The following is a 17,087-nucleotide window of genomic DNA, read 5'->3' on the forward strand; positions in this document are numbered from 1 at the left end:
GGGAATACATGATACATATCGGAATTATAGGTCTGGGGTGGATGGGCAGACTGCATGCGGGCTATTTAAAAGACATCGATGACTGTGCTGTCTGCGCAGTCTGCGACAAGAATGAAGAAGCGGCACGGGAAGTAGCCGCAGAATATCACGCGAGAGCTTACACCGATCACAGAGATCTCTTAAAGGACCCGGAAGTGGACACTGTTTACATTGTCACGCCTCAAATGTTCCATTATGAGATTGCAAAAGATGTGATCAAGGCACAGAAAAACATGCTCTGTGAAAAGCCCCTGGCACTGACGGCAGAAGAAGTAAATGACTTAAGGGGGCTTACGAAGGATTATCCGAAGAAAATCATCATTGATTTTCCGGAACGGTTTTCCGTGGCGACGCAGGAAGCCATGGCAGAGATTGGAAGCGGAGCCATAGGAGATATTATTTTCATGAGAGGGAATTTCCGGTTCTGCATGAAAAAGCATGCCAATACCCACGGCGCCTGGGTATTTGATAAAACAAAAGGGGGCGGCCTGATCCTGGAATCCAGTGTTCATCTGTGGGATACCGTCCGTTATATGACAGGCCGTGAGGTGGAGCGGGTGGCAGCCGTAGCACACAACAACGAACACGCCAACTTCGAGGACAGTTTTGCCTGCGTGGCATATTTAAGCGGTGGAGCCATCGCGTGCATCGATATGAATGGCTGGCTTCCGGAAGACGCGGCTACGGATAAGCGGTTCGAGATCATGGGAAGTATTGGCAGCATTTATCTGGATGAGTTCAAAAACTTTATGACCATTCAGAGTGAGCGGGGAGTGGAAAATAATCCGGGTATGTTTACCAAGAGTATGACGCACAAAGATGTTATGTGGCATTCTGCCATAGCAGGCGGCGTAAAGCGCCTGAACGAACACTTTATCGACTGTCTGAAGAAAGACAAAACCCCTCTGATCGGCCTGGAAGACGGAGCCAGGGCCTGCGAGATCACCTGGAGTGTCGTGAAAGCCTTAGAGAGCGGAAGATTAGAGGAGGTTCTCTATGGAGAATGAAAATAAGGCGGTACGAATCGGGATCGTAGGCTGCGGCAGAGTCGCAAAAAACCACGTGGAGGCCATACAAAAAACTCCTAACGCGGTTCTCACAGCTGCCGCTGGAGGAAGAAAGGCCTCGGCCTTCTGTGAAAAGTACGGGCTTGAGCTTCTGGATACGGAAGACATCTGTACCAGTCCCAAGATCGACGCGCTGCTGGTCCTGACTCCCTGGGAGAAACACTATGAATACGCAAAAGCCGCGCTGGAAGCCGGTAAACACGTGCTGGTGGAAAAGCCGGTCAGTTTTGAACCCGAGGAAATCAAAGGAATGGAACAGGCGGCTGATGAAAACAAAGTGGTCTGCATGCCGGGACACAGTTACCTGTACCTGACAGAGCTTTCCAGGATCCGGCGGGAGGTGCAGAACGGAGGAATCGGATCACCGGCCTACCTCTACCTGTCGGAGACTTATTACATGGCGCCGGAATTATTTCAAAAATACGACGGTCCGGAAGTCGATGTCCTGTGCCATCAGCTCTATTTGTCCCTGGCGTTTCTGGGAGTCCCCAAAGCGGTCAGCGCGTTCCGGTCCGCATTCGACCGGTCCGTAGTGGAAACCGGGGGCCCGCAGATTATCGTGAACCTGAAATATGACGGGGGCTGCCTGGCCCAGATCCTGTTATCATGGGCTGCGGAAGATCACACTTCAGATCCCTGGACATTCAAAGTAAAAGTCCTGGGTACACAGGGATCCATGCATTTTTCCAGGCGGGATTACGTCCGCAATGTAGGCCAGAGTTATGACCAGGTATTCTATCAGGAGATGTTTGATGCCCAGATGGATCATTTCGTCAATCGCTGTATACTCGGAGGGGAACAGCCATTATCCACGATCCGGGACGCAGGCTGGGTCTGCAGGCTGCATAACCTGATTCTTCAGGCGGCAGACACGGAACAGGTTGTGCAGGTTTTATAATCGCAGCCTTGTAAAGCAGAGAAAGGAAAGATTGGACAAAAAAGATGTTCACCTGTACCTTATTTTGCAGCTTTGCTGCAAATCCAACCGCAGGGTATGTATTAAGAGTATCTGTCGAGGTATATCTATATGTGCGGGAATAACGCACGCAGGAGGAAATCAGGCATGAAAATAACCAATGTAGAAACAATTCTGCTATCCTACCGATATGAACAGGATGAGAAATGGAAATGGTCCGGAGGGGCCACATTACAGCGCAACTGTGTGCTGGTACGGGTAACCGTGGATGATAAAATCACGGGACTCGGAGAAATCGGGGAATCCGCCTATCTGCCCCGCGCCATCGAGAAGATGATAGACTACCGTTTCAAACCTATGTTACTGGGGGAAGATCCTTTTAACATCGAAAAAATCTGGCAGAAAATGTACATCCAATCCGCCCATTATGGCCGCCGGGGAGTGATCGCCACGGTTATCAGCGGCATTGACATCGCTCTGTATGATATCATGGGAAAAATACTGAACCGGCCGGTATACGATCTGATCGGAGGCAAATACCGGGAAAAATTCAGGGTATACGCAAGCGGCGGTATGGCAAAATCCATATATGATCTGACAGCGGAAGCCAAAGACTACATACAGCGCGGCTACTTCGGCTTCAAAGTACGGATCGGAAGCGAAGACCCCTCAGAAGATATAGAACTAATCCGGGAACTGCGCTCCAGAGTGGGCAGCAAAACAGCACTGCTGGTCGATGCCGGCCAATGCTATACGAATTTCCCCTGGACCTACGACACAGCGTTCCGGGTATGCAAGAAACTGGAAGACTGCGACCTCTTCTGGCTGGAAGAACCGCTCCATCCCGATGACATCGAAGGCTTTGAACGTCTGACGGCAGCCACCAGTATACCCATCGCAGCCGGGGAAAACGAATTCGTGCGCTACGGGTATTACCCGCTGATCACCCGTCATGCGGTAGACATGATCCAGCCCGATGTCACCCGCTCCGGCGGAATCTCCGAGTGTAAGCGGATTGCAGCTATCGCTTCCGCATGCCATATGCGCTGTGCCCCTCACATATTCGGGAGCGGAGTGGGCTTTATGGCGAACATGCATTTCCTGGCCTCCACCCCCAATGCCTTTATCATGGAACATGATCAGACGTTGAACCCGCTGCGGGAGGAGCTGCTCCTGAAGCCCATCGTATACAAAGATGGTTATGTAGAGCTGATCCAGGATCTCCCTGGCCTGGGCGTAGAACTGCGGGAAGAAACCATTGAGAAATATCCCTACAACGACGAAGACGCCGTTAACAAGGGGGAGTTCATTCCCATTTTCTAAGGAGGAAATGTAATGGCTTATCAGATCACGCCGATTACAGCAGGAGAGTTTGGAATGGTCCGGGATGACATCAAGTATAGAGGCGGGTCTCCCCAGATCACAGGATACGTTCCTTCCTATATATATCTGTTACAGCAGGGAAAAGACCAGTACCTGGTTGACACCAGTTTTATCGACCCGGCATTCTGTGCGCGCCAGATGCAGCTGGAAGTAATCCGGAACAAACCGCTGCCCCAGGTTCTGGAGCACCACGGTGTTATCCCGGATATGGTAAGAGGCATTTTTTTCACCCATCTGCACTGGGACCATGCCGGCAACATAAGCCAGTTCCCCAATGCCGTCCTGTACTGCCAAAAGAGGGAGTATGAAGCCGCCCTTGATCCGGACGCCTACCCGCCCCAGTTTCTCACAGAATTCAGGGAAGCCTTGCCCAGATTAATTCTTTTGGAAGGGGACCAGGAACCGGTTCCGGGAATACGAGTGCATTTATGCAAAGGCCATACTCCGGGATCCCAGATGATCGAAACAGACACCGTACAGGGTCCGGCCCTGATACCGGGAGATGTTGTCATGACCATGAAAAATATTACCCGGAACATACCGGTAGGCCTGGCAGTAAACCCGGAAGATGCAGCAAAAGCCCTGGGCTATATTAACAGCAGAGCCTATTCTGCTGTCTATCCCAGCCATGAATATTATAAACCGGAGGTAACCCCATGCCATTATTGAAAGGAATCATCCCCGTCATTCCCACCCCATTCTCTGAAAATGGGGAAAAGACAGACATCGAAGTGTTTCAGAGACTTGTCGAACACGGGATAGAAGAAGGAGCTAACGCGCTGTGTCTGTTTGCGGCAGGGGCGGAATTCTATAAACTGACCAAAGAGGAAAAGACTGATCTCTTCAAAGCAGCGGTTGAAGTAAATCAAAGACGTATTCCCATCCTTGTCACGGTATCAGAACACGCAACCTTGCTGGCGGAGCGGGAAGCATCCTATTATCAGGAACACGGGGCCGACGCCATCAATATTATGCCACCATCTTTCGCCGCGCCAAGCGGCCCGATGATCGCCCGGCACCTGGTACGTGTATGCAAAAGTGTAAGCATACCTGCGATGATCCAGTATGCCCCTGCCCTGACCGGAATGACGATCGCTGCGGAAACCTTCCGTGAGATCATGGAGTCCGGCCATACACCCGAGCTATATGTAAAGCTGGAGGCGTCGCCCACAGGTCCTCTGATTACCTCATTCCAGAACGCCACAAAAGGGAAATATCACATCGTCGTAGGCAACGGAGGGGAATGTATGTACGAAGCTCTCACAAGGGGGGCATGTGCTGTTATGCCTGGCCTGTCCATGACCCGAAGATTCCGGGAAATCTACGACATGTATATAGCGGGAGCGTTGGAAACCTCTTATCAACTGTTTCAGAAGTTCCTGCCCTTCGTCCACTTCATGCTGCGGGACATTGAACAATTCGTAGCCATGGAAAAAATAATACTGAGGGACAGGGGATTGCTTCCTAATGCCCTCTGCAGAGAGCCTAACAACTACCCGGATCCATGTACGGTCGATATACTCAGCCAATTGGTGAGAGAACTTAGCTGAACGAGTAATCTTCGGGAGTGACAGACTATAAAGAGAATAATGAAATACTGCCGCTGCGGAACCAGATCGTTCATCCGGTCTGTCCCACAGCGGCAGCGCCTTCCATTCATGAGGGGAATCCCCTTTTAACAGGCAAGGCTTGCTTTAAATAGAGTAAGCCAGATCCACCGCATCCCGTACAGCCGTCAGTACCTTTCCGATGCCGGAACTGTCGCCCAGATTATACAGCTCGGGGACTTTGCCCTCCAGCGCGTGGTACAGCTTGTCGTTGGGTACGGCGCCTACAGCCAGGATAATCATGTCGCAGGGAATCTCGACTACGCTTACGGTACCGTCTTTTGCCGTGCGCTCTACGGTCACCACTTTGTCCTTCACAGACAGGACCTTTGTGTTGGCGTATTTCTTAACGCCCATGCGGTCCAGACCCTGAAGCAGCGGCCATGCGGTACCCGGATCGAAGCCTTTGCCGATCTTGGGAAGGATTTCCACGATGGAGATATTCCGCAGACTGTGATTCATCAGGCTATCCAGGAAATCCCGGTTTTCCGCGTGATGAATACACAGGAAATGATACTGCTCCGGGGTAAGCGTTCCGGCTTCCGCCAGGACATGGGCGGTTTCGCAGCCTACCGTACCTCCGCCGATGATGACGACGTTCTTTCCGGGGATGACTTCCTTAGCCAGAATCTGATGTGCTGTATATATGGGAACTGAACCGTCATCGTTCGGCAGCGGCATCGTCTTGGGGATCACACCGGTAGCGGTGATCACCACATCAAAACCGCCGGCCGCCACCTCCGCGGCATCCGCTTCTTTATTACAGATGACTTCCACACCGGATTCTGCGAGCATGTTCTCGTAATAACCGATCAATTCCATAAAATCTTTTTTGCTGGAGGGAGCCGCCACAAGCGGCAGCTGTCCGCCGATCCTTCCGTTCTTCTCCCAGAGAGTCACCTGATGGCCGCGCTGAGCCAGATTTACTGCCGCTTCCGCGCCGCCCGGCCCCCCGCCGGCCACCAGAATCCTTTTGCTTGTTTCCGGTGCGGTTTTATCACGGAAGAGATATTCCCGTCCGGCTTTTCCATTTACCAGGCATTCCCCTGGCTTATCAAAGAAAGAATTGGCCAGGCATCCCTGATTACATCCCATGCACTTGCGGATCTCACCAAGCCTTCCCTCTTTTACCTTACTGGGCCACTGGGGATCCGCCAGCAGGGCCCTGGCCATGCTGACCATATCGCTCTTGCCCAGTGCCAGAACTTCTTCCGCTACATAAGGATCGTTGATCCGGTTGGAAGCGGACACCGGAATCTGTACTGCCTGTTTGATCTGATGCGCCAGATATGTATAAGTCGCCGGCGGCACGTCCCCGGTAATCTGCGGGATCTGTGTCTCATGCCAGCCGCCAGTCACATTCAGAAGATCCACACCGGCCTCCTCCATAGCCTTTGCGAAAGCCACTGTCTCCGCAAAGCCTGCGCCGCCCGGCATGAAATCATTACCGGTAATCCGCATGAAAATAGGGAAATCAGGCCCTACCGCCCTGCGGACCGCCTGTACCACCTCCTGTCCGAAACGACAGCGGTTTTCAAGGCTTCCTCCATATTCATCCGTCCTCTTATTTGTGATTTCAGATAAGAACTGACAGATCAGATAACCGGTGCACGCGATAATCTCCACCGCGTCGAACCCGGCTTTTTTCGCTCTGACCGCTGCTTCAGCCCATTTTTGCTGTGTGAGCCGGATATCCTCTGCACTCATTTCCCGACTGGTCTCACGGCTGAAACCGCTGAAGGTCGACGATGCGGACAGCCCTGGAAGGTGATCCGGCATAGAGCCGCTTCGCATATACCGACCGGCGTGATAGAGCTGTGCCCCAGCTTTCGCGCCCCTTTCATGGATGCCCTCGACCAGTTCCTGGTAGCCCTCGATAAAAGTATCATCACTCAGGCTGTCCAGACCGATGTCGCCGCCCAGATCGTCAATCCGCATACCACCGACCAGGATCATCGCAGCGCCACCCTTTGCCCTCTCATAATAGAACTCCTTCAACCGGTCGGTGGCGTAACCGTGATCCGCGTACTTCATGTGGAACGCTGGCATGAGTATTCGGTTTTTGAGTTCCAGCCCGTTAACAGTTAACGGTGAAAACAGATGGTGAAAATTAGTCATAAAACCCCTTTCCGCCTGCCATTCGTTTCGTCGATTCTTTGTATGCAGGCTTACCATTTTCACCCTCCTAAAGCTAATCTCCTATATATATTTATTATATCGCCGGACAGATGAATTAGCAACGCTCACTTTGGGTTATATTTTTTCTGTATATCTTCACGTATGTATCGGTGCGGTGAATAATCATGTTCTTTCAAAATTGTCGTACCCTGTAGCAAAAGAGCTTTAGTTTGTGTAGTAAACATGTTTTCGCCTGTGTAAGAAATGCGTTATAGGCCGTTTCTTGTATATAAACAGAGCATGTGCTATGATAAATAAAATAAAAGGAATAAATACGCATCAGTTAAATGATAGGAAAGAAATAATAAATAATATCTGTATAATAGGAAGCACGGGGAGAGGCCCGGAGGAAGATGAGGCTGTTGGATGGCGATAAATAAAGCGATGAAGGTTGTACTGAAAGCACTGTCTTACGGGGATATTGAGGTAGAGTCCTCCCGGCAATTTGCGAATTTGAAGTCCCTGGACCCAATGAAACTGTTTTATAAGAAATATAATGGGAAGATTTATAATGAAGGACACGAAATACCGGTCCGGTTTTACATGCCGGATGAGAAGAGCCTGGAAACCGGAGGAAAAGGGAAGCCGGTGCTGTTATTCTTTCACGGCGGCGGCTGGGTCACCGAGAGTGTGGAAAACTACGACCGGGTGTGCGCCCGTATGTCTCAGGATACGGATCATGTGGTCGTGTCGGTAGAATACCGGCTGGCCCCGGAGCACAAGTTTCCCACGGGACTTCAGGACTGCTATGCGGTCGCTAAAGCCCTGTACACACGGCAGATCATGGAGATAGATCCCGGCCGGATCACATTGGCAGGGGACAGTGCCGGCGGGAACCTGTGCGCCGCGGTGAGTCTGATGGCCAGAGACCGGGGAGAATTCGCACCAGCCCGCCAGATCCTCATATATCCTGCCCTGAACAATGATTACACGGATCAAAGCCCATATATCTCCGTGAAGGAAAATGGGCGGAGCTATCTTCTGACGGCAAAGAAAATGGAACAATATCTGGAATTATATCAGGGCAGCCCTGTAGACAGACGGAATCCATATTTTGCCCCCCTGTGCGAAAAAGATCTGAGCCGGCAGCCACGGACCCTGATATTGACGGCGGAATACGACCCGCTAAGAGACGAGGGGGAAGAATACGGAAAAAGACTTGAGGAGGCTGGAAACCAGGTAAGCGTATACCAGGTAAAGGACGCGCTGCATGGTTTCTTCGCACTGGGAATCAAGTACTATCACGTACAGGAGAGTTTTCAGGTGATCAATCGTTTTTTGAAGGAGGAATAAAGAAACGTGTTTCACACAAAGAGAGCTTATTGGCGGAAATTAGACAATGCGGCCAAGATCTTTCCGGCGACCAGCGGTAAACGGGATACCCGCGTATTCCGTTTCTACTGCGAGCTTCACCAGGACGTAAAGCCCGAAGCCCTGCAAAAGGCTTTGGATACCACGATAGAAAAATATCCGGTTTTCCTCTCTGTACTGCGCAAAGGATTCTTTTGGTATTATCTGGAGGAGAGCTCCATCCGTCCGCTGGTAAAACAGGAAAGTAAGCCGCCCTGCAGCAGCCTATACATTCATGATAAAAAAAGCCTGTTATTTGATGTTACTTATTATAAGAAGAGGATCAATTTTGAAGTGTTCCACGCACTGACTGACGGGACCGGCGCCACCCAGTTCATCCGGGAGCTGGTCAAAAACTATCTGGTACAAGTCCATGCCTCAGACGGTCTTACCGATGAGCCATTAACCGATTCATCCATTACCTTACAGGATCTGGAAGACGACAGCTTTACCAAATACTACAGCCCGAATGACAAAAAGAAAACAAGGAAAGTCAAAGCATTCCAGCTGCATGGACCAGGCACCAGGGACGGTGAACTTCAGATTACGGAAGCCACCCTGTCGGTCAAGAACGTTCTGTCCAAAGCAAGAGAATACGATGCCTCCATAACCGTCTACCTTACGGCAGTCTTTTTGTGCGCGATCCATGAGGAAATGAACCGGTTTCAGGAGCACAAACCTGTGGCCCTGATGGTGCCACTGAACCTCAGAAAATTCTTTCCCTCCGATTCCATGCTGAACTTTTTTGGCTGGATCGAACCCAATTACCGTTTCGAAGCCGGCCGTTCCACTTTCGGAGATGTAGTTCAGGAAGTAAAACAATATTTCTCCCAAGAACTGACCAAAGACCAGGTGGCTGTCCGCATGAACGAGCTGATGGGACTGGAACGCAATCCGATCCTTCGGATCCTGCCTCTGGAGATCAAAAACTTCGGCATGAAGCTGGGCGCCCGTTTCTCAGGAAAAGACGTAACCGCGGTATTCTCCAACATGAGCGTGGTATCCATGCCCGACCAATATATCCCATACATCAAACGTTTCGGGGTGTTCACCAGCACCCCCACCATGGAGTTATGCATGTGTTCCTTCCAGGACCAGTTGGCGCTCACCTTCACATCCCGCTTCGAGAGCCGGAACATCGAGAGGAACTTCATCCGTATCCTGAAGGAACACGGAATCGCAAGTGAGTTCCCGGAACCCGATTACCCGCCCCGCCAAAAAGAGAGGCTTATGGGCAAACGTTTCTTCCAGTGGTTCACCTTTGGCAGCATCGCCGCCGCAGTCATCACAGTCATGATAAACATGATCGTGACCCCGCACCTATACTGGTCCCTCTTTGCCGTGGCCGGTGCGTTCAGCATGTGGCTGGCTCTGGCGGTCGCCTTCTTCAAACGCCGCAACCTGTTGAAAAACTCACTATGGCAGCTTTTCATCATAACCATCGGCTGTCTGATCTGGGACCTGTGTACCGGGTGGAACGGCTGGTCTGTGGACTACGTCCTTCCGTGCATGTGTGTTCTGATCCTGGCCTCTATGATCACCATCACTTTCGTCCAGCGCCTTAAGCCAAAAGATTACATGATCTATTACGTCATAAATGCCCTTTACGGATTGGTTCCGGTAATTCTCCTGCTGACAGGGATAGCTGCCGTGAGGTACCCTTCCGTGATCTGCTCCGGTATTTGCCTATTGAGCCTGGCAGGGTTGGTTATCTTCAATGGACGGGACTTTTTTTCTGAGATGGGGAAGAAGCTGCATATTTGAGGGACGATGCTGAAAGGGAGCGGAGGCGGAGGGATATTCCGTAGGGTTGCCGGCCTCTGGAGACATTGGCGGCGCTGGCCGGACGGCAACGGCTGTTCCTGCGCTGTGGGGATCATTGGCCGTGTGCCGGGGCTGTGGGCTTGCGCCGGCTGCTGCTAAATAAAAACGGACCGGCGGGGTCAGGAACCGGGGCCATTCACCAGGAACGCATGATGCGTTCCCGGTTCAGAGCCCCTTGCGTGTCGGCGTGGAACGCCGCCCCGCATCCTGACCCCGCCGGTCCGTTTTTATTAAGCAGCAGCTCGGCCGCCCAATGCCCCGGCACACGGCCAATGATCCCCACAGCGCAGGAACAGCCGTTGCCGTCCGGCCAGCGCCGTCAATGCCTCCAGAGGCCGGCAACCCTACGGAATATCCCTCCGCCTCCGCTCCCTTCCAGCCCGGCGTTTATATGAGTCAGGGCGGTTTGCGGCTAGGATGCAGAAAAGCTTAAACTTAAACTTGGTGCTACCGGGTTTGATCGAGTGTGTTGGATTCTTAGCCTTACACATTTCAAATTCCCCACAACCCCCGCCCCTTTTTTTCCGTCCCGTTATTAAAATTAAAGAAACGAATTATGAAAAAACAGCTTGACAGAAAAGGATCCACCCATTATAATTATTTAGCGTGCATGCGGATGCATTATATTTTGCATACACAAAACAGTTTGGGAAATCCACTATCAGGAGGTGAAAGAAATGCCCACATTTAACCAGTTAGTAAGAAAGGGACGTCAAACATCTGTAAAGAAATCCACAGCTCCGGCTCTGCAGAAAGGATATAACTCTCTGCGTAAAAGATCTACGGATTTATCTTCTCCCCAGAAGAGAGGTGTTTGCACCGCAGTGAAGACCGCAACCCCTAAGAAGCCGAACTCCGCTCTTCGTAAGATCGCCAGAGTTCGTCTTTCCAACGGAATCGAAGTGACGAGTTATATTCCCGGTGAAGGCCATAACCTTCAGGAGCATAGCGTTGTTCTGATTCGTGGTGGAAGGGTTAAGGACTTACCTGGTACCAGATACCATATTGTCAGAGGTACCCTGGATACCGCCGGTGTTGCCAACAGACGGCAGGCCCGTTCCAAGTACGGCGCTAAGAGACCCAAAGACGCCAAGAAATAATTCTTGTTGAGTATCACAAACAGAACTATGGTTAGTGTAGGTGTTTCATCCCTGTTTTCAATATGCATCAGATAACATCATGAATTACCGCACGAACACATTAAGTCCATAGAACGACACATGTGAGTACCGATGAATTAACCGAAAAGAAGCTGCCGAAAAAGGCGGCAAATGTTAAGGAGGGAAGTAACGTGCCACGTAAAGGACATACTCAGAAAAGAGATGTATTAGCAGATCCGTTGTACAATAACAAAGTAGTCACCAAATTAATCAACAACGTTATGCTGGATGGTAAAAAAGGTGTTGCTCAGAAGATTGTATACGGAGCATTTGACAAAGTAGCTGAAAAAACCGGGAAACCGGCGATCGAAGTATTCGAAGAGGCTATGACCAATATTATGCCTGTACTGGAAGTAAAAGCGAGACGTATCGGTGGTGCTACCTATCAGGTACCGATCGAAGTTCGTCCCGACAGACGTCAGGCCCTGGCTCTTCGCTGGTTAGTATTGTATTCCCGCAACAGAGGCGAGAAGACGATGGAAGACAGACTGGCAAATGAGCTCATGGACGCAGCCAACAACACAGGCGCATCCGTGAAGAAGAAAGAAGATATGCACAAGATGGCAGAGGCGAACAAGGCATTTGCTCACTACCGCTTCTAATCTGTTGCCGGATTGTATTATTCAGAGTAAAAAGTCCGCTTTTTGCTCTTGCGTCTGCGGATCTGCCCGGGAGGGCAGGTTTGCAGCACTAGATTTAAGGAGGAAAATCCCTTGGCTGGAAGAGAATATCCGTTAGAGAGAACCAGAAATATCGGTATCATGGCGCATATCGATGCGGGTAAAACCACATTGACCGAGCGTATTCTTTATTATACCGGTGTGAATTACAAGATTGGTGACACTCATGAGGGTACTGCTACCATGGACTGGATGGAGCAGGAACAGGAAAGAGGTATCACCATCACTTCAGCCGCCACCACATGTCACTGGACATTACAGAAAGAAAACAAACCTATGCCGGGTGCTCTTGAGCATCGTATCAATATCATTGATACTCCCGGACACGTGGACTTTACCGTTGAGGTAGAACGTTCCTTACGTGTACTGGATGGTGCGGTTGGTGTATTCTGTGCAAAGGGAGGCGTTGAGCCTCAGTCCGAAAATGTATGGCGTCAGGCTGACAAATACAATGTACCCCGTATGGCATTTATCAATAAGATGGATATCATGGGTGCAGATTTTTACAATGCTGTAGATATGATTAAGACCAGATTGGGTAAAAATGCAGTTCCGCTTCAGCTGCCGATCGGCAAAGAAGATGAATTCAAAGGCATTATCGATCTGTTTGAAATGCAGGCATATATCTATAATGATGACAAGGGCGAAGATATCACTATCGAAGCCATTCCGGAAGATATGCAGGCACAGGCTCAGGAATATCGCACCGACCTGATCGAGAAGATCTGTGAGACGGACGATGAATTGATGATGGAATATCTGGAAGGAGAAGAACCTTCTACGGAGGCATTAAAAGCAGCTCTTCGTAAAGCTACCTGCTCCTGTGAAATTATTCCTGTCTGCTGCGGTACCGCATACCGGAACAAAGGTGTTCAGAAGCTGCTGGATGCTGTTCTTGAATATATGCCCGCACCTACCGACATCCCTTCTATTACCGGAACGGATCTGGACGGTAACGAAGTGGAGAGACATTCTTCCGATGAAGAGCCTTTCTCCGCACTGGCATTTAAAATCATGGCTGACCCGTTCGTTGGAAAACTGGCATTCTTCCGTGTGTACTCCGGTACGATGAACTCCGGTTCTTACGTATTGAATGCGACCAAAGGCAAAAAAGAGCGTGTAGGCCGTATCCTGCAGATGCATGCGAACAAGAGACAGGAACTGGATAAGGTATATTCCGGTGACATCGCCGCTGCTGTTGGTTTCAAACTGACAACCACCGGTGATACGATCTGCGATGAGCAGCACCCGGTTATCTTAGAGTCCATGGAGTTCCCGGAACCGGTTATCTCCGTTGCGATCGAGCCTAAGACCAAAGCAGGTCAGGGCAAGATGGGTGAAGCGCTGGCGAAGCTGGCAGAAGAAGATCCCACCTTCCGGACGCATACGAATCATGAGACAGGCCAGACCATCATCGAAGGTATGGGCGAGCTGCATCTGGAAATTATCGTAGACAGACTTCTCCGGGAGTTCAAAGTAGAGGCAAACGTAGGCGCCCCTCAGGTTGCTTACAAAGAAACCTTTACCAAGACCGTGGAAGTGGACAGCAAATATGCGAAACAGTCCGGTGGACGTGGACAGTATGGACATTGTAAGGTTCGTTTCGAACCGATGGATGCCAATGCGGAAACCACATTCATTTTCGAATCTGCGGTTGTCGGCGGTGCGATTCCGAAGGAATACATCCCGGCTGTCGGCGAAGGTATCGAGGAAGCTTCGAAGGCAGGTATCCTGGGCGGATATCCCGTTCTTGGTATCAAAGCTACCGTATACGATGGTTCTTACCATGAGGTTGACTCCAGTGAGATGGCATTCCACATCGCCGGTTCCCTAGCATTTAAGGACGCTATGTCCAAAGGAAATCCGGTACTGTTAGAGCCGATCATGAAAGTGGAAGTAACCACACCGGAAGACTATATGGGCGATGTAATCGGTGATATCAACTCCCGCCGTGGCCGTATCGAAGGTATGGATAACATCAACGGTTCCGAGCTGATCAAAGCATATGTACCGCTTTCCGAAATGTTCGGTTACGCTACCGATCTTCGTTCCAAAACACAGGGCCGTGGTAACTACTCCATGTTCTTTAACAACTACGAGCAGGTGCCCAAGTCCGTACAGGAAAAGATTATCGCTGATAAGAATAAATAAGGCGAAATCAGCCCATAATTTAGTAAATTAGGCTTGAATTTATTTCCGTTATGAAATATAATCAAAAATAGCCGATTAGTATCCAAAAACCAGTAAAAATAAGCCCGTGAGGCAAGATATTTATAAGGAGGACGTTTTAAAATGGCTAAAGCTAAATTTGAAAGATCCAAACCGCATTGTAATATCGGTACCATCGGTCACGTAGACCATGGTAAAACTACTCTGACCGCTGCTATTACCAAAACTCTTCATGCAAGATATGGTACCGGCGAAGAGGTAGCTTTCGAGAATATCGATAAAGCTCCTGAAGAGAGAGAAAGAGGTATCACGATCTCTACCGCTCACGTTGAGTATGAGACCCCCAACAGACACTACGCTCACGTTGACTGCCCCGGACATGCTGACTACGTTAAGAACATGATCACCGGTGCTGCTCAGATGGACGGCGCTATCCTGGTTGTAGCTGCTACCGATGGTGTAATGGCTCAGACGAAAGAGCATATCCTTCTGTCCCGTCAGGTAGGTGTTCCTTATATCGTTGTATTCATGAACAAATGTGACATGGTAGACGACGAAGAGCTGCTTGAATTAGTAGAGATGGAAATCAGAGATCTGTTAAGCGAGTACGAGTTCCCCGGCGATGACACACCTGTTATCAGAGGTTCTGCTCTGAAAGCTCTGGAAGATCCCTCCAGCGAGTGGGGCGACAAGATCCTTGAGTTAATGGAAGCTGTTGACTCCTGGGTTCCCGATCCTCAGCGTGACACTGACAAACCTTTCCTGATGCCTGTAGAGGACGTATTTACGATTACCGGCCGTGGTACTGTTGCAACTGGTAGAGTAGAGCGTGGTATCCTGCATGTAAACGAGGAAGTTGAAATCATCGGTATCAAAGAAGAGTCCAGAAAGACTGTTGTAACTGGTATCGAGATGTTCCGTAAATTACTGGACGAAGGCCAGGCTGGTGATAACATTGGCGCACTGCTTCGTGGTGTTCAGAGAACTGAAATCGAAAGAGGACAGGTTCTTGCAAAACCCGGCTCTGTAAAATGCCATAAGAAATTTACCGCTCAGGTTTACGTTCTGACGAAAGATGAAGGTGGACGTCATACTCCTTTCTTCAACAACTACAGACCTCAGTTCTACTTCAGAACAACAGACGTTACCGGTGTTGTAAATCTTCCGGAAGGCGTAGAGATGTGTATGCCTGGCGATAACGTAGAGATGAGCATCGAGCTGATCCACCCGATCGCTATGGAGCAAGGTTTAACCTTCGCTATCCGTGAAGGCGGACGTACTGTAGGTTCAGGCCGTGTTGCTACAATCATTGAATAGTATTGAATAAATACAGTAAAATCAAGACTTCCGGGGATTTCCTCGGAGGTCTTTTTTTGACAGGAAAATTCTGCAAAAGAGGCTTGTGATACTGTTGTTTCATAGTTTTTTATGTTTTGTCCGTTTCCGATTCTCCGCAATTATTTTCCGCACTTTGTCCATGCCTTCCATGATAAACATCTGTGCATTGCCAAGTCCGTATGTTTCCTTGTATCCGTTTTCTACTAAAAGAGCATTGTACTTTGTATAAAGAGAATCCATGGTATCAAGCAGTCCTGCCAGATGGTAATTGAGTGTTCCGCGCCATACAAAGGTATAACGGTTTGCATTTGCTTCTATCTTTGTTCCGTCAATAAAGAGGGCTTCTAAGGTGATCAGACCTTCCTTTTTTAAACGTCGCAGCAATTGATAATTCAGGTCATCCAGGATTATTATTTATGAAATCATAAAAGGAATCCCGTTTTGGCTGCCCTCCCTATTCATGACTGTCTATTAACCGACAGCCCCGTTTGTGGAAATTTATATAGAACAAGAAATAGTGAAGTGGTATAATAAAAAAATAAGTAAAAAAATTGTGGAGGTAATAAAATGACAGAATGGGAAAAAGCACAAAGCGGGTATTTATATGATGCAAATTACGATAAAAACATTGTAGATGCACGAATAAGATGTGCAGACTTATGCTATGAATTTAATTTGTGTAAACCTTCAGATATTGAAATGCAAAATATATTACTGCATAGGATTTTGGGTGAAATTAAAGGAGATATTGTGATAACGGCACCGTTTTATTGTGATTATGGAACCAATATATCTGTTGGAAATAATTTCTACACTAATCATAACTGTACTATTTTGGATGGAGCAAAAGTTACTTTTGGAGATAACGTATTTATTGCGCCTAATTGTGTATTTACAACTGCAGGACACGCAATAGATGCAGAACAAAGAGCTAGTGGATTAGAAATTGCTCTGCCGATTTATATTGGCGATAATGTATGGATTGGTGCCAATGTTACTGTTCTTCCTGGCATCACGATAGGTGATAATACAATTATTGGTGCAGGTAGTGTTGTAGATAAAGATATTCCTTCTAATGTAATAGCTGTTGGGAATCCTTGTAAAGTGCTTCGTGAGGTCACAGAAAAAGATAAGGAAAAATATCCAAGGTGGGAAGAAGTTTAAAGTAAACAATTTCAGTTTGTTGTGACGAAGCAGGATTAAGTGTCCCTGTGCCAAGAAATCGAGCAAATAAAAATACGGTATAGAAAACAGCGTATTTCAGCGGATTTTTGCACCGCAAGATAAAGAAAAAACGTAGAAACACGCCATTCCAATACCGTGAAGGCGGACGTACCGTTGGTTCCGGCCGTGTTGCTACGATCATAGAGTAATTA

At 49.1% G+C, this 17,087-nt stretch carries 14 protein-coding genes; 12 read left to right on the forward strand and 2 right to left on the reverse strand.

Features of this window, described 5'->3' with window-relative positions; all coding sequences use genetic code 11:
• Positions 1–8 precede the first annotated feature (8 nt).
• The 5 genes from KTH90_RS20735 to KTH90_RS20755 all read left to right on the forward strand — a co-directional run bounded on the left by KTH90_RS20735 (position 9) and on the right by KTH90_RS20755 (position 4,955).
• A complete protein-coding gene (locus KTH90_RS20735; protein ID WP_238727417.1) occupies positions 9–1,046 on the forward strand; it encodes a Gfo/Idh/MocA family protein in 1,038 nt (345 codons plus the stop codon).
• Positions 1,036–2,004 (forward strand): Gfo/Idh/MocA family protein, encoded by a 969-nt coding sequence (locus KTH90_RS20740; protein ID WP_238727418.1) that lies wholly within the window; start codon positions 1,036–1,038, stop codon positions 2,002–2,004. Before KTH90_RS20735 ends, KTH90_RS20740 begins: the two co-directional genes overlap by 11 nt.
• A 165-nt stretch (positions 2,005–2,169) precedes the next feature.
• Entirely contained in the window at positions 2,170–3,345 is a 1,176-nt protein-coding gene (locus KTH90_RS20745; protein ID WP_238727419.1) for a mandelate racemase/muconate lactonizing enzyme family protein, read from the forward strand.
• 12 nt (positions 3,346–3,357) lie between these two features.
• Positions 3,358–4,074, forward strand: a complete 717-nt coding sequence (locus tag KTH90_RS20750) for an N-acyl homoserine lactonase family protein (RefSeq protein WP_238727420.1) — start codon at positions 3,358–3,360, stop codon at positions 4,072–4,074.
• Entirely contained in the window at positions 4,062–4,955 is an 894-nt protein-coding gene (locus KTH90_RS20755) for a dihydrodipicolinate synthase family protein (RefSeq protein WP_158353585.1), read from the forward strand. Before KTH90_RS20750 ends, KTH90_RS20755 begins: the two co-directional genes overlap by 13 nt.
• Positions 4,956–5,099: 144 nt before the next feature.
• Here the strand turns inward: KTH90_RS20755 and KTH90_RS20760 are convergent, their stop codons facing one another.
• Complete coding sequence (locus KTH90_RS20760; protein WP_158353677.1) at positions 5,100–7,130, reverse strand: oxidoreductase; 2,031 nt, start codon at positions 7,128–7,130, stop codon at positions 5,100–5,102.
• A 426-nt stretch (positions 7,131–7,556) separates the two neighbouring features.
• Here KTH90_RS20760 and KTH90_RS20765 point away from each other — a divergent pair, with 426 nt between their 5' ends.
• The 6 genes from KTH90_RS20765 (at position 7,557) to tuf (ending at position 15,690) form a co-directional block, all read left to right on the forward strand.
• The gene (locus KTH90_RS20765) at positions 7,557–8,483 is read left to right on the forward strand and encodes an alpha/beta hydrolase (RefSeq protein WP_158353583.1); all 927 of its coding nucleotides are present in this window, start codon (positions 7,557–7,559) and stop codon (positions 8,481–8,483) included.
• A 6-nt stretch (positions 8,484–8,489) separates the two neighbouring features.
• On the forward strand, positions 8,490–10,304 hold the full coding sequence (locus tag KTH90_RS20770) for a DUF6320 domain-containing protein (RefSeq protein WP_158353581.1): 1,815 nt from the start codon (positions 8,490–8,492) through the stop codon (positions 10,302–10,304).
• A gap of 737 nt (positions 10,305–11,041) precedes the next feature.
• Complete coding sequence (rpsL, locus tag KTH90_RS20775; protein WP_158353580.1) at positions 11,042–11,464, forward strand: 30S ribosomal protein S12; 423 nt, start codon at positions 11,042–11,044, stop codon at positions 11,462–11,464.
• A 191-nt stretch (positions 11,465–11,655) separates the two neighbouring features.
• Positions 11,656–12,126 (forward strand): 30S ribosomal protein S7, encoded by a 471-nt coding sequence (rpsG, locus tag KTH90_RS20780; protein ID WP_238727421.1) that lies wholly within the window; start codon positions 11,656–11,658, stop codon positions 12,124–12,126.
• A gap of 111 nt (positions 12,127–12,237) precedes the next feature.
• On the forward strand, positions 12,238–14,355 hold the full coding sequence (gene fusA / locus KTH90_RS20785; protein WP_158353578.1) for an elongation factor G: 2,118 nt from the start codon (positions 12,238–12,240) through the stop codon (positions 14,353–14,355).
• Positions 14,356–14,496: 141 nt separating this feature from the next.
• A complete protein-coding gene (tuf, locus tag KTH90_RS20790; RefSeq protein WP_158353576.1) occupies positions 14,497–15,690 on the forward strand; it encodes an elongation factor Tu in 1,194 nt (397 codons plus the stop codon).
• A 99-nt stretch (positions 15,691–15,789) separates the two neighbouring features.
• Here the strand turns inward: tuf and KTH90_RS25600 are convergent, their stop codons facing one another.
• Entirely contained in the window at positions 15,790–16,095 is a 306-nt protein-coding gene (locus tag KTH90_RS25600; RefSeq protein WP_330656141.1) for a hypothetical protein, read from the reverse strand.
• A gap of 183 nt (positions 16,096–16,278) precedes the next feature.
• Here KTH90_RS25600 and KTH90_RS20800 point away from each other — a divergent pair, with 183 nt between their 5' ends.
• A complete protein-coding gene (locus KTH90_RS20800) occupies positions 16,279–16,875 on the forward strand; it encodes a sugar O-acetyltransferase (protein ID WP_158353574.1) in 597 nt (198 codons plus the stop codon).
• Positions 16,876–17,087 lie beyond the last annotated feature (212 nt).

Origin of the sequence: Diplocloster modestus, assembly GCF_019042245.1 — a bacterium.
GTDB classification, from domain to species: Bacteria; Bacillota; Clostridia; order Lachnospirales; family Lachnospiraceae; genus Diplocloster; species Diplocloster modestus.